At 77.1% G+C, this 22,961-nt stretch carries 20 protein-coding genes and 2 riboswitches; of the genes, 4 read left to right on the top strand and 16 right to left on the bottom strand.

Going from position 1 to position 22,961, the window contains the following annotated elements:
• Positions 1-274: 274 nt before the first annotated feature.
• The 9 genes from ACI79T_RS11400 to ACI79T_RS11360 all read right to left on the bottom strand — a co-directional run bounded on the left by ACI79T_RS11400 (position 275) and on the right by ACI79T_RS11360 (position 10,082).
• Positions 275-1,465, bottom strand: a complete 1,191-nt coding sequence (locus tag ACI79T_RS11400) for an NlpC/P60 family protein (RefSeq protein ID WP_456610177.1) — start codon at positions 1,463-1,465, stop codon at positions 275-277.
• A gap of 14 nt (positions 1,466-1,479) precedes the next feature.
• Positions 1,480-1,632, bottom strand: a riboswitch (cyclic di-AMP (ydaO/yuaA leader).
• A 136-nt stretch (positions 1,633-1,768) separates the two neighbouring features.
• Positions 1,769-3,442, bottom strand: a complete 1,674-nt coding sequence (cobA, locus tag ACI79T_RS11395) for a uroporphyrinogen-III C-methyltransferase (protein WP_456610176.1) — start codon at positions 3,440-3,442, stop codon at positions 1,769-1,771.
• Complete coding sequence (locus ACI79T_RS11390) at positions 3,439-4,284, bottom strand: energy-coupling factor ABC transporter ATP-binding protein (RefSeq protein WP_456610175.1); 846 nt, start codon at positions 4,282-4,284, stop codon at positions 3,439-3,441. Before ACI79T_RS11390 ends, cobA begins: the two co-directional genes overlap by 4 nt.
• Positions 4,281-5,018, bottom strand: coding sequence for a cobalt ECF transporter T component CbiQ (cbiQ, locus tag ACI79T_RS11385; RefSeq protein ID WP_456610174.1), 738 nt, complete (start codon positions 5,016-5,018; stop codon positions 4,281-4,283). The genes ACI79T_RS11390 and cbiQ overlap by 4 nt, the downstream gene beginning before the upstream one ends.
• On the bottom strand, positions 5,015-5,323 hold the full coding sequence (locus ACI79T_RS11380) for an energy-coupling factor ABC transporter substrate-binding protein (protein WP_456610173.1): 309 nt from the start codon (positions 5,321-5,323) through the stop codon (positions 5,015-5,017). The genes cbiQ and ACI79T_RS11380 overlap by 4 nt, the downstream gene beginning before the upstream one ends.
• Positions 5,320-6,012, bottom strand: a complete 693-nt coding sequence (locus ACI79T_RS11375; RefSeq protein ID WP_456610172.1) for an energy-coupling factor ABC transporter permease — start codon at positions 6,010-6,012, stop codon at positions 5,320-5,322. The genes ACI79T_RS11380 and ACI79T_RS11375 overlap by 4 nt, the downstream gene beginning before the upstream one ends.
• On the bottom strand, positions 5,999-7,393 hold the full coding sequence (locus ACI79T_RS11370) for a cobyrinate a,c-diamide synthase (protein ID WP_456610171.1): 1,395 nt from the start codon (positions 7,391-7,393) through the stop codon (positions 5,999-6,001). The genes ACI79T_RS11375 and ACI79T_RS11370 overlap by 14 nt, the downstream gene beginning before the upstream one ends.
• The gene (cobO, locus tag ACI79T_RS11365) at positions 7,387-8,001 is read right to left on the bottom strand and encodes a cob(I)yrinic acid a,c-diamide adenosyltransferase (RefSeq protein ID WP_456610170.1); all 615 of its coding nucleotides are present in this window, start codon (positions 7,999-8,001) and stop codon (positions 7,387-7,389) included. The genes ACI79T_RS11370 and cobO overlap by 7 nt, the downstream gene beginning before the upstream one ends.
• Positions 8,001-10,082: a putative cobaltochelatase gene (locus tag ACI79T_RS11360; protein WP_456610169.1), complete on the bottom strand. Its 2,082-nt coding sequence runs from the start codon at positions 10,080-10,082 to the stop codon at positions 8,001-8,003. The genes cobO and ACI79T_RS11360 overlap by 1 nt, the downstream gene beginning before the upstream one ends.
• Positions 10,083-10,148: 66 nt before the next feature.
• Positions 10,149-10,239: riboswitch (adenosylcobalamin (AdoCbl) riboswitch) on the bottom strand.
• 75 nt (positions 10,240-10,314) lie between these two features.
• Between ACI79T_RS11360 and cbiE the strand changes: the two genes are divergently transcribed.
• Together cbiE and cobM are read left to right on the top strand one after the other, a co-directional pair.
• The gene (gene cbiE / locus ACI79T_RS11355; RefSeq protein WP_456610168.1) at positions 10,315-11,547 is read left to right on the top strand and encodes a precorrin-6y C5,15-methyltransferase (decarboxylating) subunit CbiE; all 1,233 of its coding nucleotides are present in this window, start codon (positions 10,315-10,317) and stop codon (positions 11,545-11,547) included.
• On the top strand, positions 11,544-12,284 hold the full coding sequence (cobM, locus tag ACI79T_RS11350; RefSeq protein WP_456610167.1) for a precorrin-4 C(11)-methyltransferase: 741 nt from the start codon (positions 11,544-11,546) through the stop codon (positions 12,282-12,284). The genes cbiE and cobM overlap by 4 nt, the downstream gene beginning before the upstream one ends.
• On the opposite strand, the gene ACI79T_RS11345 is transcribed toward cobM, so the two are convergent.
• A complete protein-coding gene (locus tag ACI79T_RS11345) occupies positions 12,281-13,372 on the bottom strand; it encodes a cobalt-precorrin-5B (C(1))-methyltransferase (protein WP_456610166.1) in 1,092 nt (363 codons plus the stop codon). The two genes, cobM and ACI79T_RS11345, sit on opposite strands and share 4 nt — an antisense overlap.
• Positions 13,373-13,497: 125 nt before the next feature.
• On the opposite strand from ACI79T_RS11345, the gene ACI79T_RS11340 reads away from it, so the two are divergent.
• The gene (locus ACI79T_RS11340; protein ID WP_456610165.1) at positions 13,498-14,235 is read left to right on the top strand and encodes a cobalt-precorrin-6A reductase; all 738 of its coding nucleotides are present in this window, start codon (positions 13,498-13,500) and stop codon (positions 14,233-14,235) included.
• A 43-nt stretch (positions 14,236-14,278) separates the two neighbouring features.
• The gene (locus ACI79T_RS11335) at positions 14,279-14,896 is read left to right on the top strand and encodes a flavodoxin family protein (protein ID WP_456610164.1); all 618 of its coding nucleotides are present in this window, start codon (positions 14,279-14,281) and stop codon (positions 14,894-14,896) included.
• A 7-nt stretch (positions 14,897-14,903) separates the two neighbouring features.
• Here the strand turns inward: ACI79T_RS11335 and ACI79T_RS11330 are convergent, their stop codons facing one another.
• From ACI79T_RS11330 to ACI79T_RS11305, 6 genes are all read right to left on the bottom strand, one after another.
• On the bottom strand, positions 14,904-16,136 hold the full coding sequence (locus tag ACI79T_RS11330; protein ID WP_456610163.1) for an MFS transporter: 1,233 nt from the start codon (positions 16,134-16,136) through the stop codon (positions 14,904-14,906).
• A 47-nt stretch (positions 16,137-16,183) separates the two neighbouring features.
• A complete protein-coding gene (locus ACI79T_RS11325; RefSeq protein ID WP_456610162.1) occupies positions 16,184-17,695 on the bottom strand; it encodes a precorrin-2 C(20)-methyltransferase in 1,512 nt (503 codons plus the stop codon).
• Complete coding sequence (locus ACI79T_RS11320; protein ID WP_456610161.1) at positions 17,692-18,312, bottom strand: precorrin-8X methylmutase; 621 nt, start codon at positions 18,310-18,312, stop codon at positions 17,692-17,694. Before ACI79T_RS11320 ends, ACI79T_RS11325 begins: the two co-directional genes overlap by 4 nt.
• Before the next feature lie 214 nt (positions 18,313-18,526).
• On the bottom strand, positions 18,527-19,756 hold the full coding sequence (locus tag ACI79T_RS11315; RefSeq protein ID WP_456610180.1) for a DUF222 domain-containing protein: 1,230 nt from the start codon (positions 19,754-19,756) through the stop codon (positions 18,527-18,529).
• Positions 19,757-19,945: 189 nt separating this feature from the next.
• Complete coding sequence (gene cobG, locus ACI79T_RS11310) at positions 19,946-21,127, bottom strand: precorrin-3B synthase (RefSeq protein ID WP_456610160.1); 1,182 nt, start codon at positions 21,125-21,127, stop codon at positions 19,946-19,948.
• A gap of 53 nt (positions 21,128-21,180) precedes the next feature.
• Positions 21,181-22,515, bottom strand: a complete 1,335-nt coding sequence (locus ACI79T_RS11305) for a reverse transcriptase family protein (protein WP_456610159.1) — start codon at positions 22,513-22,515, stop codon at positions 21,181-21,183.
• Positions 22,516-22,961: the final 446 nt, after the last annotated feature.

The following is a 22,961-nucleotide window of genomic DNA, read 5'->3' as shown; positions in this document are numbered from 1 at the left end:
CCCCCCCCCCCCCCCCCCCCCGCCCCCCCCCCCCCCCCCCCCCCCCCCCCCCCCCCCCCCCCCCCCCCCCCCCCCCCCCCCCCCCCCCCCCCCCCCCCCAGGTGCGGTGGAACCGCTAGGCGATCACACAGCCAGCTTCCGCGCCGCGGTCTGCTCCTCGCTCGGAGTCGACGGCACCTCCGCGGTCCGCTCCGCTCCTCGCTCGCCGGCGCTCGCTGCGATGCTCACTCACCTGTCGGCGCCGGCCTCGCTGCGATGCTCCCGCGGCTGTCAGCTAGGCGATCCGCCGGGCGCTGTTGTAGCCGCCCATCGAGTCGATCGAGGCGACCTTCACCGGCACGCCGGACGTCGCGGCGTGCACCATCTGCCCGTTCCCGATGTAGATGCCCACGTGGCTGACCGGGCTGTAGAAGAACACCAGGTCGCCGGGCTGCAGGGCCGACCGGGACACCGGGGTGCCCATGGTCGACTGCATCCGGCTCGAGTGCGGCACGGAGATGCCCGCCGCGGCGTAGGCGTACTGGACCAGCCCGGAGCAGTCGAAGGCGTTCGGTCCGGCGGCGGCCCACACGTAGGGGTCGCCCACCTGGGCCAGGGCCGTGTTCACCGCGGTCTGGGCGGCACCGCTCCCGCCGCCCGTCGGGGCCGGCGGGGCCGGAGGTGCCGGGGCAGCCGGCGCCGGAGCAGCCGGTGCCGGTGCGGCGGCGGCCGGGGCCGAGGCGCGCGGCGCCGCCGGGGCGGGGGCCTCGGCGGACGGCGCCTGCGCCGCAGCCGCGGCGGCGGCCTCCTGCGCGGCGGCCTCCTGTGCGGCGGCCTCCTCGAGGGCGTGCCGCTCCGCGGCGGCGCGCGAGGCGCGCTGCTCCTCCTCGGTCAGCCGCTCGTACTGCGCCTGGTAGTCCGCGATCTGCTGGTCCAGCCGGGTGCGCTCCGCGGCCACCCGGTCGACCTGCGCCTGGGCGTCCCGCGCCGCCTGCTCGGCCGAGGCCTGGGCCCGGTCGGCGTCCTCGCCGGCCTGGCGCGCCTCGCCCAGCACGCCGTTGTTGTGCTGGGCGATGGTGTCGAGCAGACCGACCCGGTCGACCAGGTCGCCGGCCGACTCACTGGTCAGCACGGCCTCGAGGGTGCCCAGCCCCTCGCCGGTGTAGGCGCTGCGGGCCACGGTGCGGACCCGGTCCTGGGCCTGCCCCAGGGCGGCGTGCGCGGCGGTCAGCTCCTCGGCGGCCCGGTCGGCCGCCTCCTGGGTCGCCTTGAGCTGCTCGCGGGTCTCGTTGAACCGCTCGGTGAGCACCTCGAGGTCGTGCGCGCGGCCGGCGATCAGCTCGGCGGCTTCCTGGGAGGTCGTCGGCCGCTCGGGGTCGGCGAACGCGGGGAGCGGCGTCAGGGCGACACCGCCGGCGGCCACGAGGGCGACCAGGGCCCGGCGTCCGGTGATCCGTCGCTGGGCAGGGGTGAGCGAACTCGCCATGTTCGGCGGGTGGTCCTTTCTTCCACGGCCGCCTACCGGGTTAGCTGACGGGTTCGGGCGGGAAGACGCCCGGCGTCCGGCGGGCCCAGGGGACAGTCGGTCGCTTCACCCCGGGAGTGCGATGGGTCCCCGGTCCTGCTGCCGGCCGGAGCCGGCGGGTGGTTCGGCGGCGTCCGGACGGCTGTCACCGGTTGAGCGACGGACGGGTCCGTCCGGACGGGCCCACGCTAGGCGGCGATCGACGAGGTCACCAGATCGGGTGAGCACTTCCTCCGCACCTTTGTCCCTGGGTCGACCGTGGTCTCACGCAGGGTCACGGCGCACCGTCGACGCGCTCTCCGTGGACGTGGCGAGGCTCACCACCTCACCGACGACCCAGACCGCCGGCGGGCGGATGCCGGCGGCGCGGACGGCCTCGGGCAGCTCTGCGAGCGTCGTCCGCATCGACCGCTGGGTGGCCGTGGAGCCGTCGCTGACCACCGCGACCGGGGTCTCCGGTGCCCGGCCGTGCTCGACCAGCGCGGCGGCGATGGCCGGGGCGGTCTCCACGCCCATGAGCACGACGAGCGTGCCGCGCAGCCGGCCCAGCGCCGCCCAGTCGACCAGGGACTGCGGGTGCCCCGGTGGCAGGTGGCCGGAGACGACGACGAACTCGTGGGTCAGCCCGCGGTGGGTGACCGGGATGCCGGCCAGCGCGGGGACGGCGACGGCGCTGGTGATGCCGGGGACCACCTCGACCGGGATGCCGGCGGCGGTGCACGCCTGCAGCTCCTCCATGCCGCGGCCGAAGACGAACGGGTCCCCGCCCTTGAGCCGCACCACCCGCTTGCCGGCCCGCGCGTGCTCCACCAGCAGCGCGTTGATCCGCTCCTGCGCCATGAACCGGCCGCGCGGGAGCTTGGCCGCGTCGATCACCTGCGCGCCCGGGGCGAGGGCGGTCAGCAACGACTGCGGGGCCAGGTGGTCGACCAGCACGACGTCGGCCTCCGCCAGCGCCTGCCGGCCACGCACCGTGATCAGCCCCGGATCGCCGGGGCCACCTCCCACGAGCACCACGCTCCCGGTGCCGCCGGAGCCCGGCGCCCGCACGGGCAGCGTCCCGTCCCCGAGTCCGGCGAGCACGGCGTCCCGCACGCCCGCGGCCCGGCGGGGGTCGACGGCGCCGTGCACCGCCACCGCGAGGTCGCCGGCCCGGCCGGCGACCGGGAGGACGGCGCTGGCCAGCGCCGGGTCGTCGGCCCGGGTGCAGAAGACGCGGCTCCGCTCGGCCTCCTCCGCCACCTCCGCGTCCACCGCCGGGTCGCCCGTCGCCGCCAGGGCGAACCACGCGCCGCCGAGGTCGCCGGGGGCGTAGGGCCGGGCGTGCCAGGCGATCCGGCCGGTCGCCGCCAGCGACTCCAGCGCCGGGGTGACCGCGGGGCCGACCACCGTGACCCGCGCGCCCGCCGCCCGGAGGCCGGCGACCCCGCGGTGCGCCGTCGCGCCCCCACCGACCACGACCACGTGCCGGCCGGCCAGCCGCAGCCCCACCGGGTGCAGCACCTCGCCGGCACGGTCGGTGGTCACGGGTCCTCCTCGGTCGTCGGGCTCGGGCAGTGCGTCGGCGTCGGCGTCGGCGGTGTCGACGTCGGACGCGCGGGCGACGGCGACCGTCACCCGGCCGTGCACCGTCTTGCCGACGACGAGGACCCCGCCGTCGAGGAGGGCGGCCGCCTCCGCCACCGAGGGCGTGCCGACGCGGTCCGCGACGGTCGCCGACGGGGCGGGCACCCGCACCGCGGCGAGCTCCGCCGCCGGGTGGCCGGTGAGCGGCCAGCCGCGCCGCGCGGCGGCCGCCACCAGCCCCGGCTCGGCCGACCGGGTGTCGAGGGTGGCCAGCCGCACCGGACCGGCGGCGGGGGGCAGGACGGCGTCCACCGCGGCGAGCACCTCGGCAGCGCTCACCCCCGAGCTCAACCCGATGCCCACGGTCCTCACGTCGGCACCGCCGGACGCTCGGGGAGCGCCGCGAGCAGCCCCGCGGCGTCCCGGGGGAGCGGGCCGGAGGGGAGCAGGCCGAGGTCACGCAGCCGGGCCCCGACCTCCAGCGCCCACGGGCGGGACAGCCGGGCCCGGCCGAGCAGGTCGCCGTCACCGAGGACCGCGCCGGGGGCGCCCTGCACGACCGTGCGGTCGACGACGACCGCGACCTCGTCGGCCCAGCGCAGCGCCAGGTCGACGTCGTGCGTGCTCATGACCACCGTCGAGTCGTGCTCCTGCAGCCGGGTCAGCGCGGCCAGGGTGTCGGCGACCGCGGTCGGGTCCAGCCCGGCGGTCGGCTCGTCGAGGAGGAGCACGCACGGCCGCATCGCGACCGCGCCGGCGATCGCCACCCGTTTGCGCTCGCCGTAGGAGAGCTGGTGGGTCGGCCTCTCCGCGAGGGAGTCGACGCCGAGCAGGCCCAGCGCCTCGGCCACGCGGGCCCGGACGGCGTCCTCGGCCAGGCCCAGGTTCAGCGGGCCGAAGGAGACGTCCTGGCCGACCGAGGCGCTGAACAGCTGGTCGTCGGGGTCCTGCAGCACCAGCTGGACCACCTGCCGGTGCGCGCGCAGCCCGCGTCGGGTGTGCGCCAGCGGCTCGCCGTCGACGGTGACCGTGCCCGCGGCCGGCCGCAGCGCCCCGGACAGGCAGCGCAGCAGCGTCGTTTTGCCCGAGCCGTTGGCACCCAGCAGGGCCAGCCGCCGGCCCGGTGGGATGCACACCGTGGCGCCGGACAGCACCGGCGCCGCACCCGGGTAGCCGGCGACCAGTCCCGAGGTGGCCAGCGTGCGGTGGCTCACCGCACCGCCAGGGTGACCGCGGCGATGCCGACCGGCAGGGCGAGGCCCAACGCCAGGAAGGGGCGCGACGACGGCTGCGCGTCGGGCAGCACCCGCAGCCCGGTCTCCATCCCGCGGCCGGCCAGCCCCTCCTGCATGCGCCGGGCCCGGTCCCACGACCGGGTCAGGACAGCGGCGGCCAGCAGGCCCGCGGAGCGGTAGGAGCGGCGCGCGGTGGACCAGCCCATCCGGGCGGCCTGCGCCTCCCGCACGGTGCCCAGGCTGTCGAGCAGCACGAACAGCAGCCGGTAGGTGACCGAGGCGATCTCCACCACGGCGGCGGGGACGCGCAGCCGGCGCAGCTGCGGGAGCAGGTCCGACATCGGGGTGGTGGTGGCCAGCAGCAGCACCGCGGCGCTGCCGGCGACCGCCCGCCCCGCGAGCGCACCCGCCCGCCCGGCGGCGTCGGGGGCCCAGCCCAGCCCGCCGGCGTCGACCGTGACGACCGCCGTCACCGCGCCGACCGCGATGAAGGCCAGGGGCCACCGGATCGCGCGCAGGAACGTGCCGGCCGGGACCCGGGCCGGCCCCAGCGCCAGCGCCACCGCGCTGGCCGCCACCAGCGCAGCACCGGGCCAGGGCGGCAGCACCAGCGCGCAGCCGACCAGACCGGCGCAGAGCAGCAGCTTGTCCCCGGGGGCGCGGCGGCGCCAGGCACTGGCCCACGCGGCGTCGTCGACGGCCAGGCCGGTCACCGGGCGTCGGCTCCCGCGGTGCTCGGTCGCCCGGCGGACCGGCGACCCCGCAGCCGGCCGAGGACGTAGCCCAGGACGCCGCCGCCGATCGCGGCCTGCAGGGCGAACAGCCCCGACTCCACCTCGCCGGCGGGGCTGATCAGCGACTCGAACCAGGGCGTGTACCCGTCGGCCGCCAGCTCCTCGGTGACGGCGGCGTCCGTGCCGCCGTACTCGGAGCTGCCGCCGTCGGCCAGGAGCGGCACGGCGAAGAGCGCGACGACGGCGAGGACGAGCAGCGCGTCGACCAGCGTGCGCCGGCTCACGCGGCACCTCCGGTGGGGACGAGCGGGGCGGGCCGCAGGATGCCGAGCCGCTCCAGCTCCGGGCGGGCGTTGACGGTGAGCACCCGGAACAGCAGCACGCCGAGCAGTCCTTCACCGATCGCGAGCGGGATCTGGGTGACGGCGAAGACGCCGAGGAACTTGACCAGGGCGCCGGCGAACCCGGTGCTCGCGTCGGGGAAGGCCAGCGCCAGCTGCAGCGACGTGGTGACGTAGGTGGCGAGGTCGGCCAGCGCGACCCCCGCGAAGACCGCGGGCAGCAGGCCCGCGCCCGCCGCACGGGTCAGCCGGTACACCAGGTAGGCGGTCCACGGGCCGACGACCGCGAAGGCGAAGGCGTTGGCGCCCAGGGTGGTGAGCCCGCCGTGCGCCAGCAGCAGCGCCTGGAACAGCAGGACGACGGTGCCCAGCAACGCCATCACCGGAGGGCGGAAGAGGATCGCGCCCGGCCCGGTCCCGGTCGGGTGGCTGGAGCTGCCGGTGACCGAAGGGAGCTTGATCGCGCTCAGCACGAAGGTGAACGCGCCGGCGGCGCCGAGCAGCAGGGTGGACTCGGGGTTCTCCCGGACCTCCTTGACGACCGCCCGGGCCCCGTGCGCGACGAACGGCGCGGCGGCGAGCGTCCAGCCGAGGGCGTGCCCGGCCGGCAGGAAACCTTCAGCGATGTGCACGGGCGTGCTCCGATCGGTCGGCCGCGGCGCAGGCGGTGACGAACCGGGCGGCCACCGACGGTGTGCCGGCCCAGTTCAGGTGCAGGTAGGAGGCGTGCACGCCGCCCCGGACGAAGCCCTCGGCGCCGGCGGGCGCCCAGTGCCAGGCCGGGGACGGCCCCGCGCCGGGGTCGGCGGTCGTGCGGTGGAACTCGTGGCCGCGCACCCGGGTGCCGGCCGCGGCCAGCACCGAGTCGACGGCGGCGACCGCGGCCCGGTAGCCGAGGGTCAGCCGGCCGCCCATCGCCGTCGTCACGTCGAGGACCCCGCACATCGGGACGCCGTCGAGCTCCCGGGCCAGGTACAGCAGCCCGGCGCACTCGGCGGCGACCGGTGCGCCGCGGGCGGCGAGCGCGGCGACGTCGGCCCGCAGGCCCTCGTTGGCCGAGAGGTCCGCGGCGTGCACCTCGGGGAACCCACCGCCGACCACCAGCCCGGCGGTGCCCTCGGGGAGGGCCTCGACGCGCAGCGGGTCGACGGTCACCACCTCCGCGCCGGCGGCCTCGAGCAGCTCGGTGTTCTCGGCGTAGCCGAAGGTGAACGCCGGCCCGCCGGCCACCGCGATCCGAGGCCGGCCGGCACCCGCGGGCACCTCGGCGGCCGGGTCCCAGGGGGTCGCGTCCAGCGGGGGAGCGGAGCGGGCCAGCGCCAGGACGGCGGCGAGGTCGACGCTGCCGGCGACCACCTCGCCGAGCCGGCGCACGGTGTCGACCGCCGCGGCCGACCGCTCGGCGGCGGGCACCAGACCGAGGTGGCGCGAGGGCGTGTGCAGCCGGTCGTCCCGGCGGACCGCGCCGAGCACGGGCACCCCGGCGGCGCCGAGCGCCTCCCGCAGGATCGTCTCGTGCCGGTCGCTGCCGACGCGGTTGAGCACCACGCCGCCGAGCCGCACCGACGGGTCGAAGGTGGCGAACCCGTGCACCAGCGCCGCGACGCTGTGCGCCTGGGAGGCGGCGTCGACCACCAGGACCACCGGCGCCCGCAGCAGCCGGGCCACGTGCGCGGTGGAGGCGTACCCCGGCTCCACCGAGGGGTGCGCCGCGCCGTCGAACAGTCCCATCACGCCCTCGACGACGGCGACGTCGGCCGGCCGCGGGTGCAGGGCGCCGCGCATGAGGAGCGGGGCGATCCGCTCCTCGCCGACGAGCCACGGGTCGAGGTTGCGCCCGGGCCGGCCGGCGGCGAGGCCGTGGTAGCCGGGGTCGATGTAGTCGGGGCCGACCTTGTGCGGGGAGACGGTCAGCCCCCGCGCGGTGAGGGCCGCGATCAGCCCGGTGGCGATCGAGGTCTTCCCCGCGTTGCTGCTCGGCGCGGCGACCACGACTCTCGGGACCGTCACCATTCGATGCCCCGCTGACCCTTCTGGCCGGCGTCCATCGGGTGCTTGACCTTGGTCATCTCCACCACCAGGTCGGCGGCCTCGACGAGCGCGGCGGGGGCGTCGCGGCCGGTGATGACCACGTGCTGGTTGCCGGGCCGGCCGGTCAGCGTCGCGACGACGTCGTCGACGTCCACCCAGCCCCACTTCAGCGGGTACGTGAACTCGTCGAGGACGTAGAAGCGGTGCGCCTCGGCGGCGAGGTCGCGCTTGATCTGCGCCCACCCCTCGGCGGCGTCGGCGGCGTGGTCGGTCTCGGCGCCGTGCTTGCGCGACCACGACCAGCCCGAGCCCATCTTGTGCCAGACCACCGGGCCGCCCTCGCCGGTCTCGGCGTGCAGCCGGCCCAGCGCGGTCAGCGCGTTCTCCTCGCCGACCTTCCACTTGGCGCTCTTGACGAACTGGTAGACCGCGATCGACCAGCCCTGGTTCCAGGCGCGCATCGCCATCCCGAAGGCGGCGGTGGACTTGCCCTTCATCTCCCCGGTGTGCACGGCCAGCACCGGCCGGTTGCGGCGCTGCCGGGTGCTGAGCCCGTCCGCGGGCACGACCTCGACCTGCCCGCGGGGCATCAGGCGGCCTGCCGGGCGGTGCGGACCGTGGCGGCCAGCGCGTCGGCGGCCAGCTCGTCCAGCCGCAGGGTCCGGGCGCCGAGGGCGTCGCCGACGGCGGTGGCCAGGCCCAGGCGGACCGGACCGCTCTCGCAGTCCACGACGACGGCCGCGACGCCGGCACCGGCCAGCAGACCGGCCGCGCGGCGGGCGTCGCCCAGGTGGTCGCCACCGCGGGCCCCGGTGGCCCGGCCGTCGGTGACGACGACCAGCAGCGGACGGCGGCGGGGATCGCGGACCCGCTCGACGCGCAGCGTCTCGTGCGCGCGGAGCAGCCCGGCGGCCAGCGGCGTGCGCCCACCGGTGGGCAGCTCGGTCAGCCGGGCGGCGGCGGCCTCCACCGACCAGGTCGGTGGGAGGACCAGGTCCGCCTCGGCGCCGCGGAAGGTGACCAGCCCGACCTTGTCGCGGCGCTGGTAGGCGTCGAGCAGGAGCGACAGGACGGCGCCCTTCACCGCGGCCATCCGCGACCGCGAGCCCATCGAGCCGCTGGCGTCGACGACGAACAGCACGAGGTTGCCCTCACGCCCCTCGAGCGTGGCCTGCCGGAGGTCCTCGCGGGCCAGCCGCAGGCCCGGACCGCTGCGCCCGCGGGCGAGCTGGTGCGGCGCGGCCGCGAGCACGGTGCCCGGCAGGTGCAGGCGGGTGACGGAGCCGGCCGGCCGGGTGGCGCCCACGACGCGGCCGTGCTCGCTGCGGGCCCGGGACCGCCGGCCGGCCGCTCCGGCGCCGAGGCCGGGGACCTCGAGGCGACGGGTGCGGAACGGGTCCGACGGCGCGACCGCCGGGCGCTCGGCGGCGGTCGCGTCGGTGCGCCCGCCGCCCTCCCCGCGCGGCGCCGTCGTCGGCTCGCCCGCTCCCTCGCCGTCCCCGGGCATAGGAGGCTCTGCCTGCGATTCGCCGTCCGATCCGTAGGCATTGCTTCCTATGCCTGGGCCGTCCCCGGGGCCGCCGCCCGAGGGGCCGTCGCCGTCGTCGGGGCCGTCGGACGGATCGGTCGGCGGCTCGTCGTCCGGGCCGTCGCCGCCGTCCTCCGGGCGTGAGTCGGCGAGCGCCTGCTCCAGCGTCTCGTCGTCCAGGCCGGGGGCGTCGAAGGGATTGCGCCGGCGGCGGTGCGGCAGCGCCAGCCGGGCGGCGACCCGCACGTCGTCCTCGGTCACCTCGTCGCGGCCGCACCAGGCGGCGTGCGCGATCGCGGCGCGGGCGGTGACCAGGTCGGCGCGTAGCCCGTCGACGTCGAAGGCGGCGCAGACGGCGGTGACCTGGCGCAGCGCGGCGTCGGAGAGGACGACCCGCGGCAGCCGGGCGCGGGCGGCGGCGATCTGCTCGGCCAGCGCGGTCTCCTCCGCCGCCCAGGCAGCGGTGAACCCGGCCGGATCGGCGTCGGAGGCGAACCGCCGGCGGACCACCTCGGCGCGCACGTCCGGATCGTGGGGCGCGGCGACCTCGACGGTGAGCCCGAACCGGTCGAGCAGCTGGGGCCGGAGCTCGCCCTCCTCGGGGTTCATGGTGCCGACCAGCAGGAAGCGGGCGGCGTGCCGCACGGAGATGCCCTCCCGCTCGACGTACGCCGTGCCCAGCGCGGCGGCGTCGAGGAGCAGGTCGACCAGGTGGTCGTGCAGCAGGTTGACCTCGTCGACGTAGAGCACCCCGCGGTGGGCGGCGGCCAGCAGGCCGGGCTCGTAGGCCTTCACGCCCTCGGTGAGCGCCCGCTCCAGGTCCAGGGATCCGACCAGCCGGTCCTCCGAGGCGCCGACCGGCAGCTCGACCAGCCGCGCCGGGCGGCTCCGCGCAGCCGCGCCGGGCTCGTGCGGGCCGTCCGGGCACGCCGGGTCGGGGGCGGCCGGGTCGCAGCCGAACCGGCAGCCGGTGACGACGTCCACAGGGGGCAGCACGGCGGCGAGCGCGCGGACGCTCGTCGACTTGGCGGTGCCCTTCTCGCCGCGCACCAGCACGCCACCCACGGCGGGGGAGACGGCGTTGAGCAGGAGGGCCAGCCGCAGGTCGTCCATGCCGACGACGGCGGTGAAGGGATAGGTCATGCGCGGATACGGCGCACGGGAGCACGCGTCCTCTCCCCGGGTGTCCACGCCCGGAGGTGGCAGGAGGCGACGGCGGGAGTTCCTGACTGACCGGAGAACCGGCTCACAGTGGCGGGACCGCGCCGGAATCTCACCGGGCTTCCTCCACTGCCGTCGCGTGTGGCGGCGTCATCAGACCACGACCACCCCGCCGTCGTCACGCGGGGTCGGCGCGTCCCTAGGATCGGCGGCCGTGCCAGCGCCCGATGCCCCCGCCGGCGGCCCGATCGTGGTCGTCGGCATCGGCGCCGACGGCTGGGACGGGCTCTCCCCGGCGGCCCGCCGGGCGATCGAGGCCGCCGAGGTGCTGCGCGGCAGCGCCCGCCAGCTGGCGCTCGTGCCGCCGTCGGTCGCCGCCGAGCGGGTGCCCTGGCCCTCGCCGCTGGCGCCGGCGCTGCGGGAGCTGCCCACCGCGCACCCCGGTCGCCGGGTGGTCGTGCTGGCCAGCGGTGACCCGATGCTCTCCGGGATCGGCACCTCGCTGGTGCGCGTGCTCGGTCCGCAGGCGGTCGAGGTGGTGCCGCACCCCTCGTCGGTGACCCTCGCCTGTGCCCGCATGGGCTGGTCGGTGGAGGAGACGCAGGTGGTGGCCGTGGTCGGCCGCCCGGTGGAGCTCGTCGGGCCGCACGCGACGCCGGGCCGCCGGTTGCTGGTGCTGGGCTCGGACTCCACCACCCCGGCCGCGGTGGCCGCCCGGCTGACCGCCTGGGGCTACGGCGCCAGCCGGGTGACCGCGCTGGCCCAGCTGGGCGGACCGGACGAGCGGCGGTTCACCGGGACCGCGGCGGACTGGCCGCACCCCGAGACCGATCCGCTGGTGGTCACCGCCGTCGAGGTGGTCGCCGACCCGGGGACCGTGCCCCTGCCGGCGACGCCGGGCCTGCCGGACGACGCCTACGAGCACGACGGCCAGCTCACCAAGCGCGACGTCCGCGCGGTGACCCTGGCCCGGCTGGCCCCGCTGCCCGGGCAGCTGCTGTGGGACGTCGGGGCGGGGTCCGGCTCGATCGGCATCGAGTGGATGCGCACCCACCCGTCCTGCCGGGCGGTGGCGGTGGAGGGCTCTCCGGAGCGGGCCGCGCGGATCGCGCGCAACGCCACGCGGCTGGGCGTGCCGGATCTCGCCGTCGTCGAGGGGCGCGCGCCGGAGGCCCTGGCCGGGCTGCCCGCCCCGGACGCGGTGTTCGTCGGCGGCGGCGCCACCGTCCCCGGCGTCCTCGACGCCTGCTGGGCGGCGCTGCCCGCCGGTGGCCGGCTCGTGGTCAACGCCGTCACGCTGGAGAGCGAGGCCGTCCTCGCCGACCGGTACGCCCGGCACGGCGGTGAGCTGGTGCGCCTGGCTGTCGCGCACGGTGCCCCGGTGGGCGGCTTCACCGGCTGGAAGGCCGCCATGCCCGTGACGATCTGGTCAGGAGTCAAGCCGTGACGGTGCACTTCCTCGGAGCCGGTCCGGGCGCGGCGGACCTGATCACCGTGCGGGCCGCGCGGCTCATCGCCGCCGCACCGGTCTGCCTGTACGCCGGCGCCCTCGTGCCCCGCGAGCTGCTGGACACCGCGCCGGCCGGCGCCCGGCTGGTCGACACCGCCAACCTGGACCTCGACGAGATCACCGCCGAGCTCGTGGCCGCGCACGAGGCCGGTCTCGACGTCGCGCGACTGCACTCCGGCGACCCGTCGGTCTACAGCGCGATGGCCGAGCAGATGCGCCGGCTGGACGCGGCCGGCGTCCCGTACGACGTCGTCCCCGGGGTGCCGGCGTTCGCCGCCGCCGCCGCCTCGCTGAAGCGGGAGCTGACCGTGCCCGGTGTCGGGCAGACGGTGATCCTCACCCGGACCTCCGCGCGGTCCACGCCGATGCCGCCGGGGGAGGACCTGGCCACGCTCGGCGCCTCCCGGGCCACTCTCGTGCTGCACCTGGCGGTGCAGCGGATCGCCGAGCTCGTGCCCGAGCTGCTGCCCTCCTACGGGTCCGACTGCCCGGTCGCCGTCGTCGCCCGGGCCAGCCGGGACGACGAGCTGGTCCTCCGCGGCACGCTCGCCGACATCGCCGGGCAGGTCGAGGCGGCCGGGGTGCGGCGGACCGCCGTGGTGATCGTGGGCTCGGTGCTCACCGCCGGCGAGTTCCCGGACAGCCACCTCTACTCGACCGCCCGATGCCGCTAGGCGCGGCCGACCACCGTGCCGGCGCGGTCGATCACCAGCACGTCGACGGCCACCGGGGCGCCGCGGAGGACGCCGAGCGCGGTCTCGCGCGCCCCCGCGGCCACCAGGTCGCCCAGCGGCAGGCCCGCCGCCTGGCACTGCTGGAGCGCGTCGAGGGCGGTGTTGGCGGCCCGCACCCGTTCGGCCAGCCCGTCCGGTCCGCCGGCGCCCCGCACCATCGCGGCCAGGGACTCCGTGGACACCTGCGAACGGCCCGAGTGCAGGTCCAGGTGGCCGTCGGCCAGCTTGGCGAGCTTGCCGATCCCACCGGCGACGGTCAGCCGGTCGACCGGGTGCCGGCGCAGGTACTTGAGGACGGCGCCGGCGAAGTCGCCCATGTCCAGCAGCGCGTCCTCGGGCAACCCGTAGGTCTCCACCGCCACCCGCTCGCTGGTGCTGCCGGTGCAGGCGGCCACGTGCGCGTACCCGGCGGCGCGGGCGACGTCGACGCCGCGGCGGATCGAGTCGATCCACGCCGAGCACGAGTACGGCACGACGACGCCGGTGGTGCCGAGGATGGACAGCCCGCCGAGGATGCCCAGCCGCGGGTTCCAGGTGCGCCGGGCCAGCTCCGCGCCGTGCTCCACGGACACCTCGACGACGACGTCGCCGGTGCCGCCGTGCCGTTCGGCCACGGTGGCGACGTGCGCGCGGATGAACTGCCGGGGCATCGGGTTGATCGCCGGCTCGCCCACCGGCAGCGGCAGCCCTGGCTTGGTCACGGTGCCGACGCCCTCGCCGGCGCGGAAGGTCACGCCGCTGCCCGGTTCCCCGTGGGTCACCCGGACGGAGACCAGCGCGCCGTGGGTCACGTCCGGGTCGTCGCCGGCGTCCTTGACCACGCCCGCGGTGGCGGCGCCGTCCTCGAGCCGTTCGGTGGCCAGGGCGAACGACGGGTGCCGGTCCTTGGGCAGGTCGATCGTGACCGGGTCCGGGAACTCGCCGGTGAGCAGCGCGGTGTAGGCGGCGGTGGTCGCGGCGGTGGCGCAGGCCCCGGTGGTCCAGCCGGAGCGCAGGCCGGTGCCCTCCGTGCGGTCCGCCGTCGTCACCCGATCAGCATGCACGGCGGCCTCCCGGGCGGTCGCGACCGCCCGCATGCGCACGAGCGCGGGAATCGGTGCCGCCGATACCGCGCGCAGGCGTATCGGGGCGGATCCCGGCAGGAACACCCCGCGTGACCGGACGGGTGCTGGTGCTGGGCGGCACCGGGGAGGGGCGGCGGCTGGCGGCGGCGCTGGCCGGGGCGGGGGTCGACGTCGTCAGCTCGCTGGCCGGCCGGGTGGCCGATCCGGCGCTGCCGCCGGGACGGGTGCGGATCGGCGGGTTCGGCGGCGTCGCCGGGCTGGTGGCGTGGCTGCGGGAGGAGGCGCCCGCCGCGGTGGTCGACGCGACGCACCCGTTCGCGGCCGGGATGACGGCTGCCGCGGCGGAGGCGTGCGCGCTCACCGGCGTCCCGCTGCTGCGGCTGCAGCGCCCCGGGTGGACGGCCGGGGCGGGGGACGACTGGCGCTGGGTGGGCTCGCTGGCCGACGCCGCCGCGGCGGTGGCCGGGTACGGCTCGGTGTTCGTCACGACCGGCCGCCAGGGGCTCGCCGCCTTCGCCGACGTCCCCGGGCACTGCCTGGTGCGCTCGGTCGAGCCGCCGGCGCCCCCGCTGCCGCGCCGGACCACGGTGGTGCTCGCCCGCGGGCCGTTCGAGGTGGCCGACGAGCGGGCGCTGATGGCGGAGCACGCCGTCGAGGTCGTCGTCACCAAGGACAGCGGGGGAGGGATGACGGCCGCGAAGCTCACCGCCGCCCGCGAGCTGGGCCTGCCCGTCGTGCTGGTCCGCCGTCCGCCGCTCCCGCCGGACGTGCCGGTGGCCGGCACGGTGGCCGACGCCGTCGCGTGGGTCCGGTCGTGCGCAATCTGATCGTCATGTGTGACGTCCGGGTGCGCGGGGGCAGTCCACGGCCATGACCGAAACCGCGTCCCTCCGTGCCCTGGCCTTCGTCTGCAGCCTGAAGCCCTCCCCGTCGCCGTCGAGCAGCGACCTCATCGCCCGGCAGGTGCTGGGCGAGCTCGGGAAGCACGGCGTCACCGGCGACGTGGTGCGCGTCGTGGACTCCGACGTCAAGCCCGGCGTCGAGGTGGACATGGGCGACGGCGACGAGTGGCCCGCGATCCGCGAGCGGATGATGGCCGCCGACATCCTCGTCGTGTCGACGCCGACCTGGGTCGGCCACATGAGCAGCGTGGCCCAGCGGGTGCTGGAGCGGCTGGACGGCGAGCTGTCGGAGACCGACGGGTCCGGGCGCCCGCTGGTCGCCGGCAAGGTGGCCGTGGTGTCCGTCGTCGGCAACGAGGACGGCGCGCACAAGATCGTCGCCGACCTCTTCCAGGGCCTCAACGACATCGGCTTCACCATCCCGTCCCAGGGGTCGACCTACTGGAACGACCAGGCGATGGGCGGCACCGACTACATGGACCTCGACGAGACCCCCGAGGCCGTCGCCTCCACGACCGCCACGCTGGCGGAGAACGCCGCCGTCCTGGCGCGGGCGCTGAAGACCACGCCGTACCCGGGTCGCTGACCGGCGGTCAGGCCGGCAGCCGCTCCGCGGTCGCGCCGGGCGTCCCCTCGGGGGCCCCGGCGCGACGGCGGCGCAGCCGCACCCCGGCGATCGCCAGCAGCGCCAGGACGACGAGCACCGCGGCGTAGATCTCGGTGACCGTCTCGAGGCCCACCGCCGACGTGGCGGCGCCCGCGATCACCGCCGGCACGCTGAAGCTGAGGTAGCCGACGACGAACACGCTCGACAGCAGGCCGGCGCGCTCGGCGGGTGCGACGCCGGCGCTGACGGTGGCGACCGAGCCCAGGAAGGACAGGCCGAAGCCGAGGCCCGAGACGACCGCCGAGGCGAAGAGGACGGCGACCTCGCCGGTGAGCAGGGCGACGATCGTCCCGGTCACCCCGCCGGCGAACAGCGTGGCCCCGCTGAGCATGGCCCGCTCCGCGGCCAGGTTGCGGCCCAGGATCGCGCCGATCCCGCCGGTCCCGTGCATGGCCAGCACCATCAGGCTGCCGACCAGGTGGTCCTCGACGCCGAAGACGTTGGCGACGAGGGAGGGGCCCAGGGACAGGTAGAGCCCGCCCAGCGCCCAGGCCGCGACCATGACCGGCAGCGCGGCGAGGAAGGCCGCGCGCTGGGATCTCGGCACCCGGACGGTCGGCCGCAGGGACTGCAGCGCGCCGGGGGACCGCGGCGAGGTCTCGGGCAGCAGGCGCACGCCCGCGGTCGCCAGCAGCATCGCCACGGCGAGGACGCCGAAGACCCAGCGGTCGGGGGTGGCGACGTACTCGACGACCAGGCCGGCGCCGACCGCCCCGAGCGACAGGCCGAGGCCGGGGGCGGCGCTGTTGAGGAGGGCGCCCAGGGGGCGGGCCGGGCGCTGGGTGTCCAGCAGCAGCGCGCCGAGCGTGCCGGTCAGCACGCCCATGGACAGCCCCTGCAGCACGCGGGCCACGAGCAGCCAGCCGACGGCGTCCGCGGCGAGGAAGACCAGCATCGCGGCCGCCTGCAGCAGCAGGCCGGCGGCCACCACCGGCCGCCGGCCGACGTGGTCGGAGAGCCCGCCCGCCACGAGCAGCGCGACCAGCAGCGCCAGGGCGTAGATGCCGAAGACCGTGGTGAGCACGGCCGGGCCGAAGCCGAACTGCTCCTGGTAGACGCGGTACAGCGGCGTCGGCACCCCCGACGCGGCGAGCACGAGCAGGAGCAGCCCGGCGGCGGTCCAGAAGGCGGGAGTCCGGGAGAGGGTCGGAGGGGCCACGATGGTGGGCAAGGGCAACGATCTCTCGCGCATTCCCGCCCGGCGGGTCAGCGCGGGTAGCTGCGCGAGGTGTAGACCGCACCCGACGGCGTCACCCGGGTCTGCGACGAGCCGATCAGCACCAGGCAGCGCATGTCCACGGTCGCGGGGTCCAGCGCGCCGAGCGTGGTCACCCGGAGGTCCTCCTGGGGTCCGCCGACGTCGCGGCCCACGACGACCACGGTCTCCGGTGCGCGGATCTCCAGCAGCACCTGCAGCGCCTCGCCGAGCTGGTGCGGGCGGTGCCTGGACCGCGGGTTGTAGAGGGCGATGACCAGGTCGGCGGCGGCCGCGTGCCGCAGCCGGTCGACGATCACCTCCCACGGCTTGAGGACGTCGGACAGCGACATGACGCAGAAGTCGTGGCCCAGCGGGGCGCCGACCCGGGAGGCCACCGCCTGGGCGGCGGTCAGGCCGGGCACCACGCGCACCGGCACCCCGGCGAACTCCGGCCGCTCGGCCACCTCGAGCACCGCGGCGGCCATCGCGAAGACGCCCGGGTCGCCGCTGGACACGACCGCCACCCGCCGGCCGGAGCGCGCCAGCTCGAGGGCGGCCGCGGCGCGCTCGGCCTCGACGCGGTTGTCGCTGGGGTGGCGGGTCTGGCGCGGGTTCACCGCCACGCGGTCGAGGTAGGGGCCGTAGCCGACGAGGTCGTCGGCGCAGGCCAGTGCCTCGGCGGCCTCCGGCGTCGTCCAGCTCCGCGCGCCGGGGCCGAGGCCGACGACGACCACCTCGCCGTGCGTTCCCGCCGCGCCGGCCGGCTGAGCCGGCTCGGTCACCTGCGGGGTGAGCGGGCTGGGCAGCAGGGCGAGGGAGAAGTAGGGGACGCTCGCCGGGTCGACGTCGGCCAGCGGCAGGGTCCGCTGGCGGTCGGTGGTCGCCCGCTCGACGTAGAGCGCGCGGTCGAGGACGCCGGCCCGCTCGAAGGCCTCGCGCACCTGCGGGAACGTGCGGCCGAGCTTCATGACCGCGGCCGAGTCGGTGGCCGCCAGCCGGGCGGCGAGCTCGTCGGCCGGCAGCGTCCCGGGCAGCACCGTGAGCACCTCGTCGCGCTCGACCAGCGGCCGACCGACGGCGGCGGCCGCGCCGCTGACGCTGGTGACCCCGGGGACCACCTCGGTCGGGTAGCGGTGGGCCAGCCGCTTGTGCATGTGCATGTAGGAGCCGTAGAAGAGCGGGTCGCCCTCGGCGAGCACGACGACGTCGCGGCCGGCGTCGAGGTGTGCGGCCAGGCGGGCGGCGGCGGCCTCGTAGAACTCGTCGATCGCACCCTGGTAGCCGCCGGGGTGGTCGGTGGTCTCGGTGGTGACCGGGTAGACCAGCAGCTCCTCGACCTGGCCCGAGCGCAGGTACGGCTCGGCGAGCGCGCGGGCGACCGAGCGGCCGTGCCGGGCGGCGTGGAACGCGACGACGTCGGCGGCGCCGATCAGCCGGGCGGCCTTGACCGTGACGAGCTCGGGGTCGCCGGGTCCCAGCCCTACGCCGTAGAGCCGGCCGGGCGTCCCTCCGCCGCTCATTCGACGGTGCTCGCGATCGCGTTGATCGCGGCCGCGGTGATCGCGCTGCCGCCGCGCCGGCCGCGGACGACCAGGTGCTCGAGGTCGGAGGCGGCCAGCGCCTCCTTGGACTCGACCGCGCCGATGAAGCCCACCGGGATGCCGATGACGGCGGCCGGGCGGGGTGCGCCGGCGGCCACCATCTCCAGCAGGTGGAACAGTGCGGTGGGAGCGTTGCCGATGGCGACGACGGCGCCGTCGAGCCGGTCGCGCCACAGCTCGAGGGCGGCGGCGGTGCGGGTGGTGCCGAGATCGGCGGCGAGGCCGGGGGTGCGCGCGTCGTTGAGCGTGCAGACGACGTCGTTGTCCTTCGGCAGCCGCCGGCGGGTGATGCCGCTGGCGACCATCTGCGCGTCGCAGAGCACCGGTGCGCCGGCGTCCAGCGCCTCGCGGGCGCGCTGCACGACGGCGGGGGAGTGGGCGATGTCGTCGACGAGGTCCACCTGCCCGCAGGCGTGGATCATCCGCACCGCCACCTGGGCGACGTCGGCGGGCAGGTTCGCGAGGTTCGCCTCGGCGCGGATGGTGGCGAACGAGCGCCGGTAGATCTCGGCGCCGTCCTTCTCGTAGTCGTACATCGGGCAGGAGGCTACGTCCCGTGCTCGGGCCGCCTGCTCCGGGGAACGGCGGGCAGGCTGGATCCCGATGGTCACGACCGTCGCGACCGCGTGCTCGGAGGCAACGGGTCGCGGACGGACCAGGTCCAGCCCACCGCCGCACGCGCAGGTCGCGTTGACGGCGCGCCGACGGCCCCGTCCGGACGCTCGGAAGGGGTCGTCGTGCGTCGGTGGCTCAGCCGGTGCGCGAGTGTTCGGGTTCGCCGGTGATGCGGGGGAAGATCAGGATCTCGGTGCCGTCGGGCCGGTAGGTGTGCCATCGGCCGCTGCTATCTCGAACGATGGAGAACCCGTGGTGGACCTCCGTGTGGTGCCGCTCGCACAACAGCCCGGAGTTCTCCAGCGAGGTGTCCCCGCCGTCGGCCCAGTGCACGAGGTGGTGCACGTCGCACCAGTGGGCCGGGGCGTCGCAGCCGGCGAACACGCATCCCCGGTCGCGGTACTCCACCGCGCGGCGCAGCGGCGGCGGGACGACCCGGTGTCGGCGGCCCAGGTCCAGGAGCTCCCCGTCGGGGCCGATGACGATCCGGGAGATGTTGCCGTCGCACGCCAGCCAGCGGGCGCGGGCGGCGGAGATGGTGGCTCCGAACCCGGTGGTCGCCGCGGCCGGTCCGGTGGCGGGGTCGACCAGGTCGGCGAGGTCGACGCGGACCACGACGTGCGGCTTGACCGTGCGCAGGACCGGCAGGGCGCCGGTGGCGAGTTGGTTGTCGGCGAGCTGCACCAGGGCGTCGGCGGACTGCTGGGCGCGGGTGCGGGTGTCCCCGGCGGGGCGGGTGGCCTGCACGATCGACTCGACCGCGGACTGCAGCTTCTCCCCGCCGACGGCGTCGAGTTCGCCGCGGAACCCGACGCTGCCGTCGGCGTGGGTGGTGAACACCAGTGACCGGCCCTCGGTGGGATCGGGTTCGGGGCCGTCGGGGTCGAGCCGGGCCAGGTAGTGGTCCACCACCTGGCGGAGTTCGGCGTGCGGGCGACTCGCGGCGACCTCGGCCAGGGTTGCGTCGACCCCGGCGAGGTCGACCTGCTGGGCTCCGGCGGCGGCCACGTTCCCCGGTGCGGCGACCGGCGCGATCACCGCGACCTGCTCCGCGGTCACCGCACCCGCGGCGAACGCGGCCCGCACCGCCGGTAGCTCGGGCAGCGCCCGCCCGGAGCGCACCACCCGCGACGCCGCCGCCGACGACAGCCGGGCGTGCCCGCGCAGCCAGGAGGCCATCGTCTTCTGCCCGTCGTGCTCGGCGGCGGAGGTGACCTCGCACTCCCGCACGGTCCGGGTGACTTCTGCGGAAAGCCGGTTCTGCGCGGTCAGCAGCGGCCGCAGCCGATCGAGCAGCTGCGCGCCGAACCGGCCGGCCAGGTCCTCGCCCGCGAGGTCGTCCAGCGCGGCCGACAACCGGTCCAGCGCATCACCTGCAGCGGTCGAACACATGTACGGGATCCTACCGAGCACAGGACTCGGCGGCAACGCGAAACCGCAGGTGAGAGCCCTGTCCACAGATCAGTGGGACGTGTTGACAGGAGTGCCGCAGAGGGAGGCTGCGCCCGCGCGCCGGGCGCGCCGTCCCCTCCGGGCGCGGCGTCCAGTTCGAGGTCAGCCAGGGTTGCCGCTGTCTTCGATCCGGTAGCCGGTGCCGGTCGCGACCACGTCGACCACCTCGCCGGCAGGGCGGCCGCAGCGTCGCCCGCACCCGGCCCAGTGCTGGCGGGCGCCGTCGGCCGGCAGCGCCCCCGAGGCGACCGCGCGGGTCGCGTCGGACCGCACGTCGGCGAGCGACTTCGCGCAGCCCGGCCGTCCCGCGCAGGCGGTGACCCACAGCCAGGCGCTGCCGGGGTCGAGCACCAGCCCGACGGCCGTGAGGGCCGGGAGGGCGGAAGCGTCCGGGAGGTCGGGGACGACGACGCTGCGCCACGGCGTGAGCTGGACCCCGGCCGCCGCGGTCCCCGCCAGGAGGTCGGCCTGGTCGGCCGTCAGTCGGCCGAGCGGCACGACCGCGACCAGCGCCGTCCGCCCGTCCTCCTGTCGCACCGGCCCGGCCGGCCCGATGAGCGGGGGAGCCGGGACGTCGAAGAGCGGACCGACCGGGGTGTCCAGGGTGGCCGCGATGCGGGCCGGGCCCTCGGTCAGCTCGGACACCCGCCACGCGGTGCCGCCCTGCACCCGGCGCTCGGCAACGAACGCGCGGGTGGCGGCCACCGCCAGCGCGACGGCGTCCTCCGGGGTGGCGCGCAGCCCGCTGTCGGCGCCGGCCAGGAGCAGCGCCACCTCACCCGCGTCCAGCGCGAGCAGCCCGACGTCCGGGGCCTGCCCCGCGACGTCGCCGCGGCCGTCGTCGAACGCGGCGAGGAAGCGGCCGGGCAGTTCGGCGAGGGCGGGGTCGGCGCACAGTGCGGCGTCGAAGGCCGGCACCCAGGGGCGCACGTCCAGCAGCCCGCCGGCCCGGCCGCTGAGCACGCTGGCCAGCACGTTGCGCGCCGTCTCGTGGGTCGCGCTCGGCAGCAGCCCGGCCGCCGCCAACCGGTCGCCCAGCTCCGGCTCCGCACCCGGGCGGAGGCCGCGCAGCTGGACGTTGCCGCGGCTGGTCAGCTCCAGCGCCCCGTCCCCGAGCTCCCGGGCGGCGGCGGCGAGGACCCGGACCTGGGCCACCGTGAGCGCGCCACCGGGCACCCGCACCCGCGCCAGCGCGCCGTCGGCGGCCGCGTGGGTCTGCAGCGCACCGGGGCAGGCGTCGGCGCGCTCCCGGAGCGGTGGGGTGCGGATCCCGGCTGATGACATGGCGCCCGCGAGGCTACGTCGCCGGCCGGGGCCCCACCGCGGGCCGTGGCGGTTCAGCTCCAGTCGACGCGGTCGGCCAGCGCGTGCAACCGGGCGCCGAACGCCGGGTCGACCGATGCGGCCCAGGCCACCCGGCCCAGCACGTGGTCCCGGAAGGTGGCGGCGTCGCGCCCGCGGAGCTGGGTGGTCCACCCGCGGGTGGCGCAGTTGTGCAGCAGGGCGCGCAGCGCGTCCCGCTCGCGGCGGGGCAGCGCCGGGTGGTCGTTGACCACGACGCCCAGCACGTCCTGCCGGCGGGCCGAGCTGATCGTGCGGGTCTTGGCGGGATTCACCCGGAAGCCCTCCTCCCGGGCGATCTCGCCGACCAGGTCGGCGAGCCGCCCGCGGCCCACCCGGGTGCCGCCGCTGAAGGTCAGGTCGTCGACGTAGCGGGTGTAGGTGGCGTCGAACGCCGCGGCGAGCGCAGCCAGCCAGCGGTCCAGCCGGTAGCAGACCAGGTTGGCCAGGGCGGGGGACGTGGGTGCGCCCTGCGGTACGTGCGGCACGGCCAGCCGCGCGCCGAGCCGCCGGTGCCGCTCCCGCGCCGTGGGGTCGTCCGGCAGCGGGACGCGCCGCCACACGGCGGCGGGCAGCACCGTCGTCACCAGGCCGGTCACCGCGTACGCGACCGGTTCGGGGAGCCCGGCCTGGCCCAGCAGCAACCCGTGCACCCGGGCGGCGGGGACGCTCGCGAAGAAGTGCTCCAGGTCCATCCGCAGGACGACGGCGGCCCGGGCGTGCGGTGCGGCCGCCGTCCGCACCGACCGGCCGCGGACGCAACCGTGCGCGGCGTCGTGCACCGGGACCGGGTCGAGCACGTGCCGCAGGAGCCGGCGCTGGATCTCCTTCAGCCGGGGCTTGGGGGCGGCGAGCAGCCGCATGCCGGCCGGGCGGTCCACGGCCCGCCAGCGGTAGTGGCGCAGCGGCTCGGCCGCCGTGCGCTCGAGGTTGCGGGCGTCGGCGAACCAGGCCAGCTCGCCCTGGTCCAGGTCGAGCAGCCGGGCCAGGACGTCCAGGTCGGACAGTTCGACCGTCGGGAGCCGGGGCCGGACCACGGAGGTGGGGACCGGCGCCCAGTGCACCACCCGGGGTGGCACGTCGGCCTCCTGGCCGCGCGCCCAGCCCTGCGTCGTCCGGAGGAATCGGGCCAGCTCTCGCGGTCGGTCGGCCGGCGGGTGCCGGTAGGCGTCGAGCACCTCGCCCACCAGCGTGCCCACCCAGCGAGGGGCCCTGCGGTACCCCAGCGCGACGGCGACCCGGCGGACCATCGGCGGCCGTCGCCACCGTCCGGCGAGTAGTGCGGTCGCGATCCCGGCGGCCACGACCTCGGCCTGGCGGGCGGTGGTCACGTCCCGGGACCCGGGAGTGGACGGCGGGGAGGGCAGCCGCTCCGTGACGGAGGCGCCGGGACGTGCGCGGAGCGCGCCGTCCGGCGGGTGACGCATCGTCCAGCTCTGGTGCGAGGCCCCGGGGTTGCCCCGGAGGAACCGGCTCCTCGCCGGTCGTCCTGCCCTCCCCGCCGCACCCGGCCACCGTAGGGTGCCGATCCGGTCCTGACCAGGCTCGATGGGCCGGACCGGGCCGCCCCGGGTGTCCCGGTGCGTCTCGGGGCTGGCGCCGTCACGGTTCCAGCCGAGGGCCGGCCGGTCGGCGGTCGTCGGCGGCGAACGCGCCGCGGCCGGCTCGCGCTGAGCCGCGATGGGCCGGATCCGTAGGTTAGCCTGCCCTAACCCGCAGACGGCGGCGCGCAGCCGGGGAGCCGATGGACCGGTGGTCCCGGCACACGCAACGAGAG

The sequence above is a fragment of the Blastococcus sp. SYSU DS0619 genome (assembly GCF_054051035.1).
Note: the sequence above shows the minus strand (reverse complement) of the source record. Positions and strands in the feature narration are given on the sequence as shown.

What these genes read in the sequence shown, in the direction of transcription:
- ACI79T_RS11400 (WP_456610177.1), bottom strand. Translation starts at nt 1,465, where the DNA reads ATGGCGAGTTCGCTCACCCCTGCCCAGCGACGGATCACCGGACGCCGG.
- ACI79T_RS11370 (WP_456610171.1), bottom strand. Translation starts at nt 7,393, where the DNA reads ATGGTGACGGTCCCGAGAGTCGTGGTCGCCGCGCCGAGCAGCAACGCG.
- cobO (WP_456610170.1), bottom strand. Translation starts at nt 8,001, where the DNA reads ATGCCCCGCGGGCAGGTCGAGGTCGTGCCCGCGGACGGGCTCAGCACC.
- ACI79T_RS11360 (WP_456610169.1), bottom strand. Translation starts at nt 10,082, where the DNA reads ATGACCTATCCCTTCACCGCCGTCGTCGGCATGGACGACCTGCGGCTG.
- ACI79T_RS11335 (WP_456610164.1), top strand. Translation starts at nt 14,279, where the DNA reads ATGACCGAAACCGCGTCCCTCCGTGCCCTGGCCTTCGTCTGCAGCCTG.
- ACI79T_RS11325 (WP_456610162.1), bottom strand. Translation starts at nt 17,695, where the DNA reads ATGAGCGGCGGAGGGACGCCCGGCCGGCTCTACGGCGTAGGGCTGGGA.
- ACI79T_RS11320 (WP_456610161.1), bottom strand. Translation starts at nt 18,312, where the DNA reads ATGTACGACTACGAGAAGGACGGCGCCGAGATCTACCGGCGCTCGTTC.
- cobG (WP_456610160.1), bottom strand. Translation starts at nt 21,127, where the DNA reads ATGTCATCAGCCGGGATCCGCACCCCACCGCTCCGGGAGCGCGCCGAC.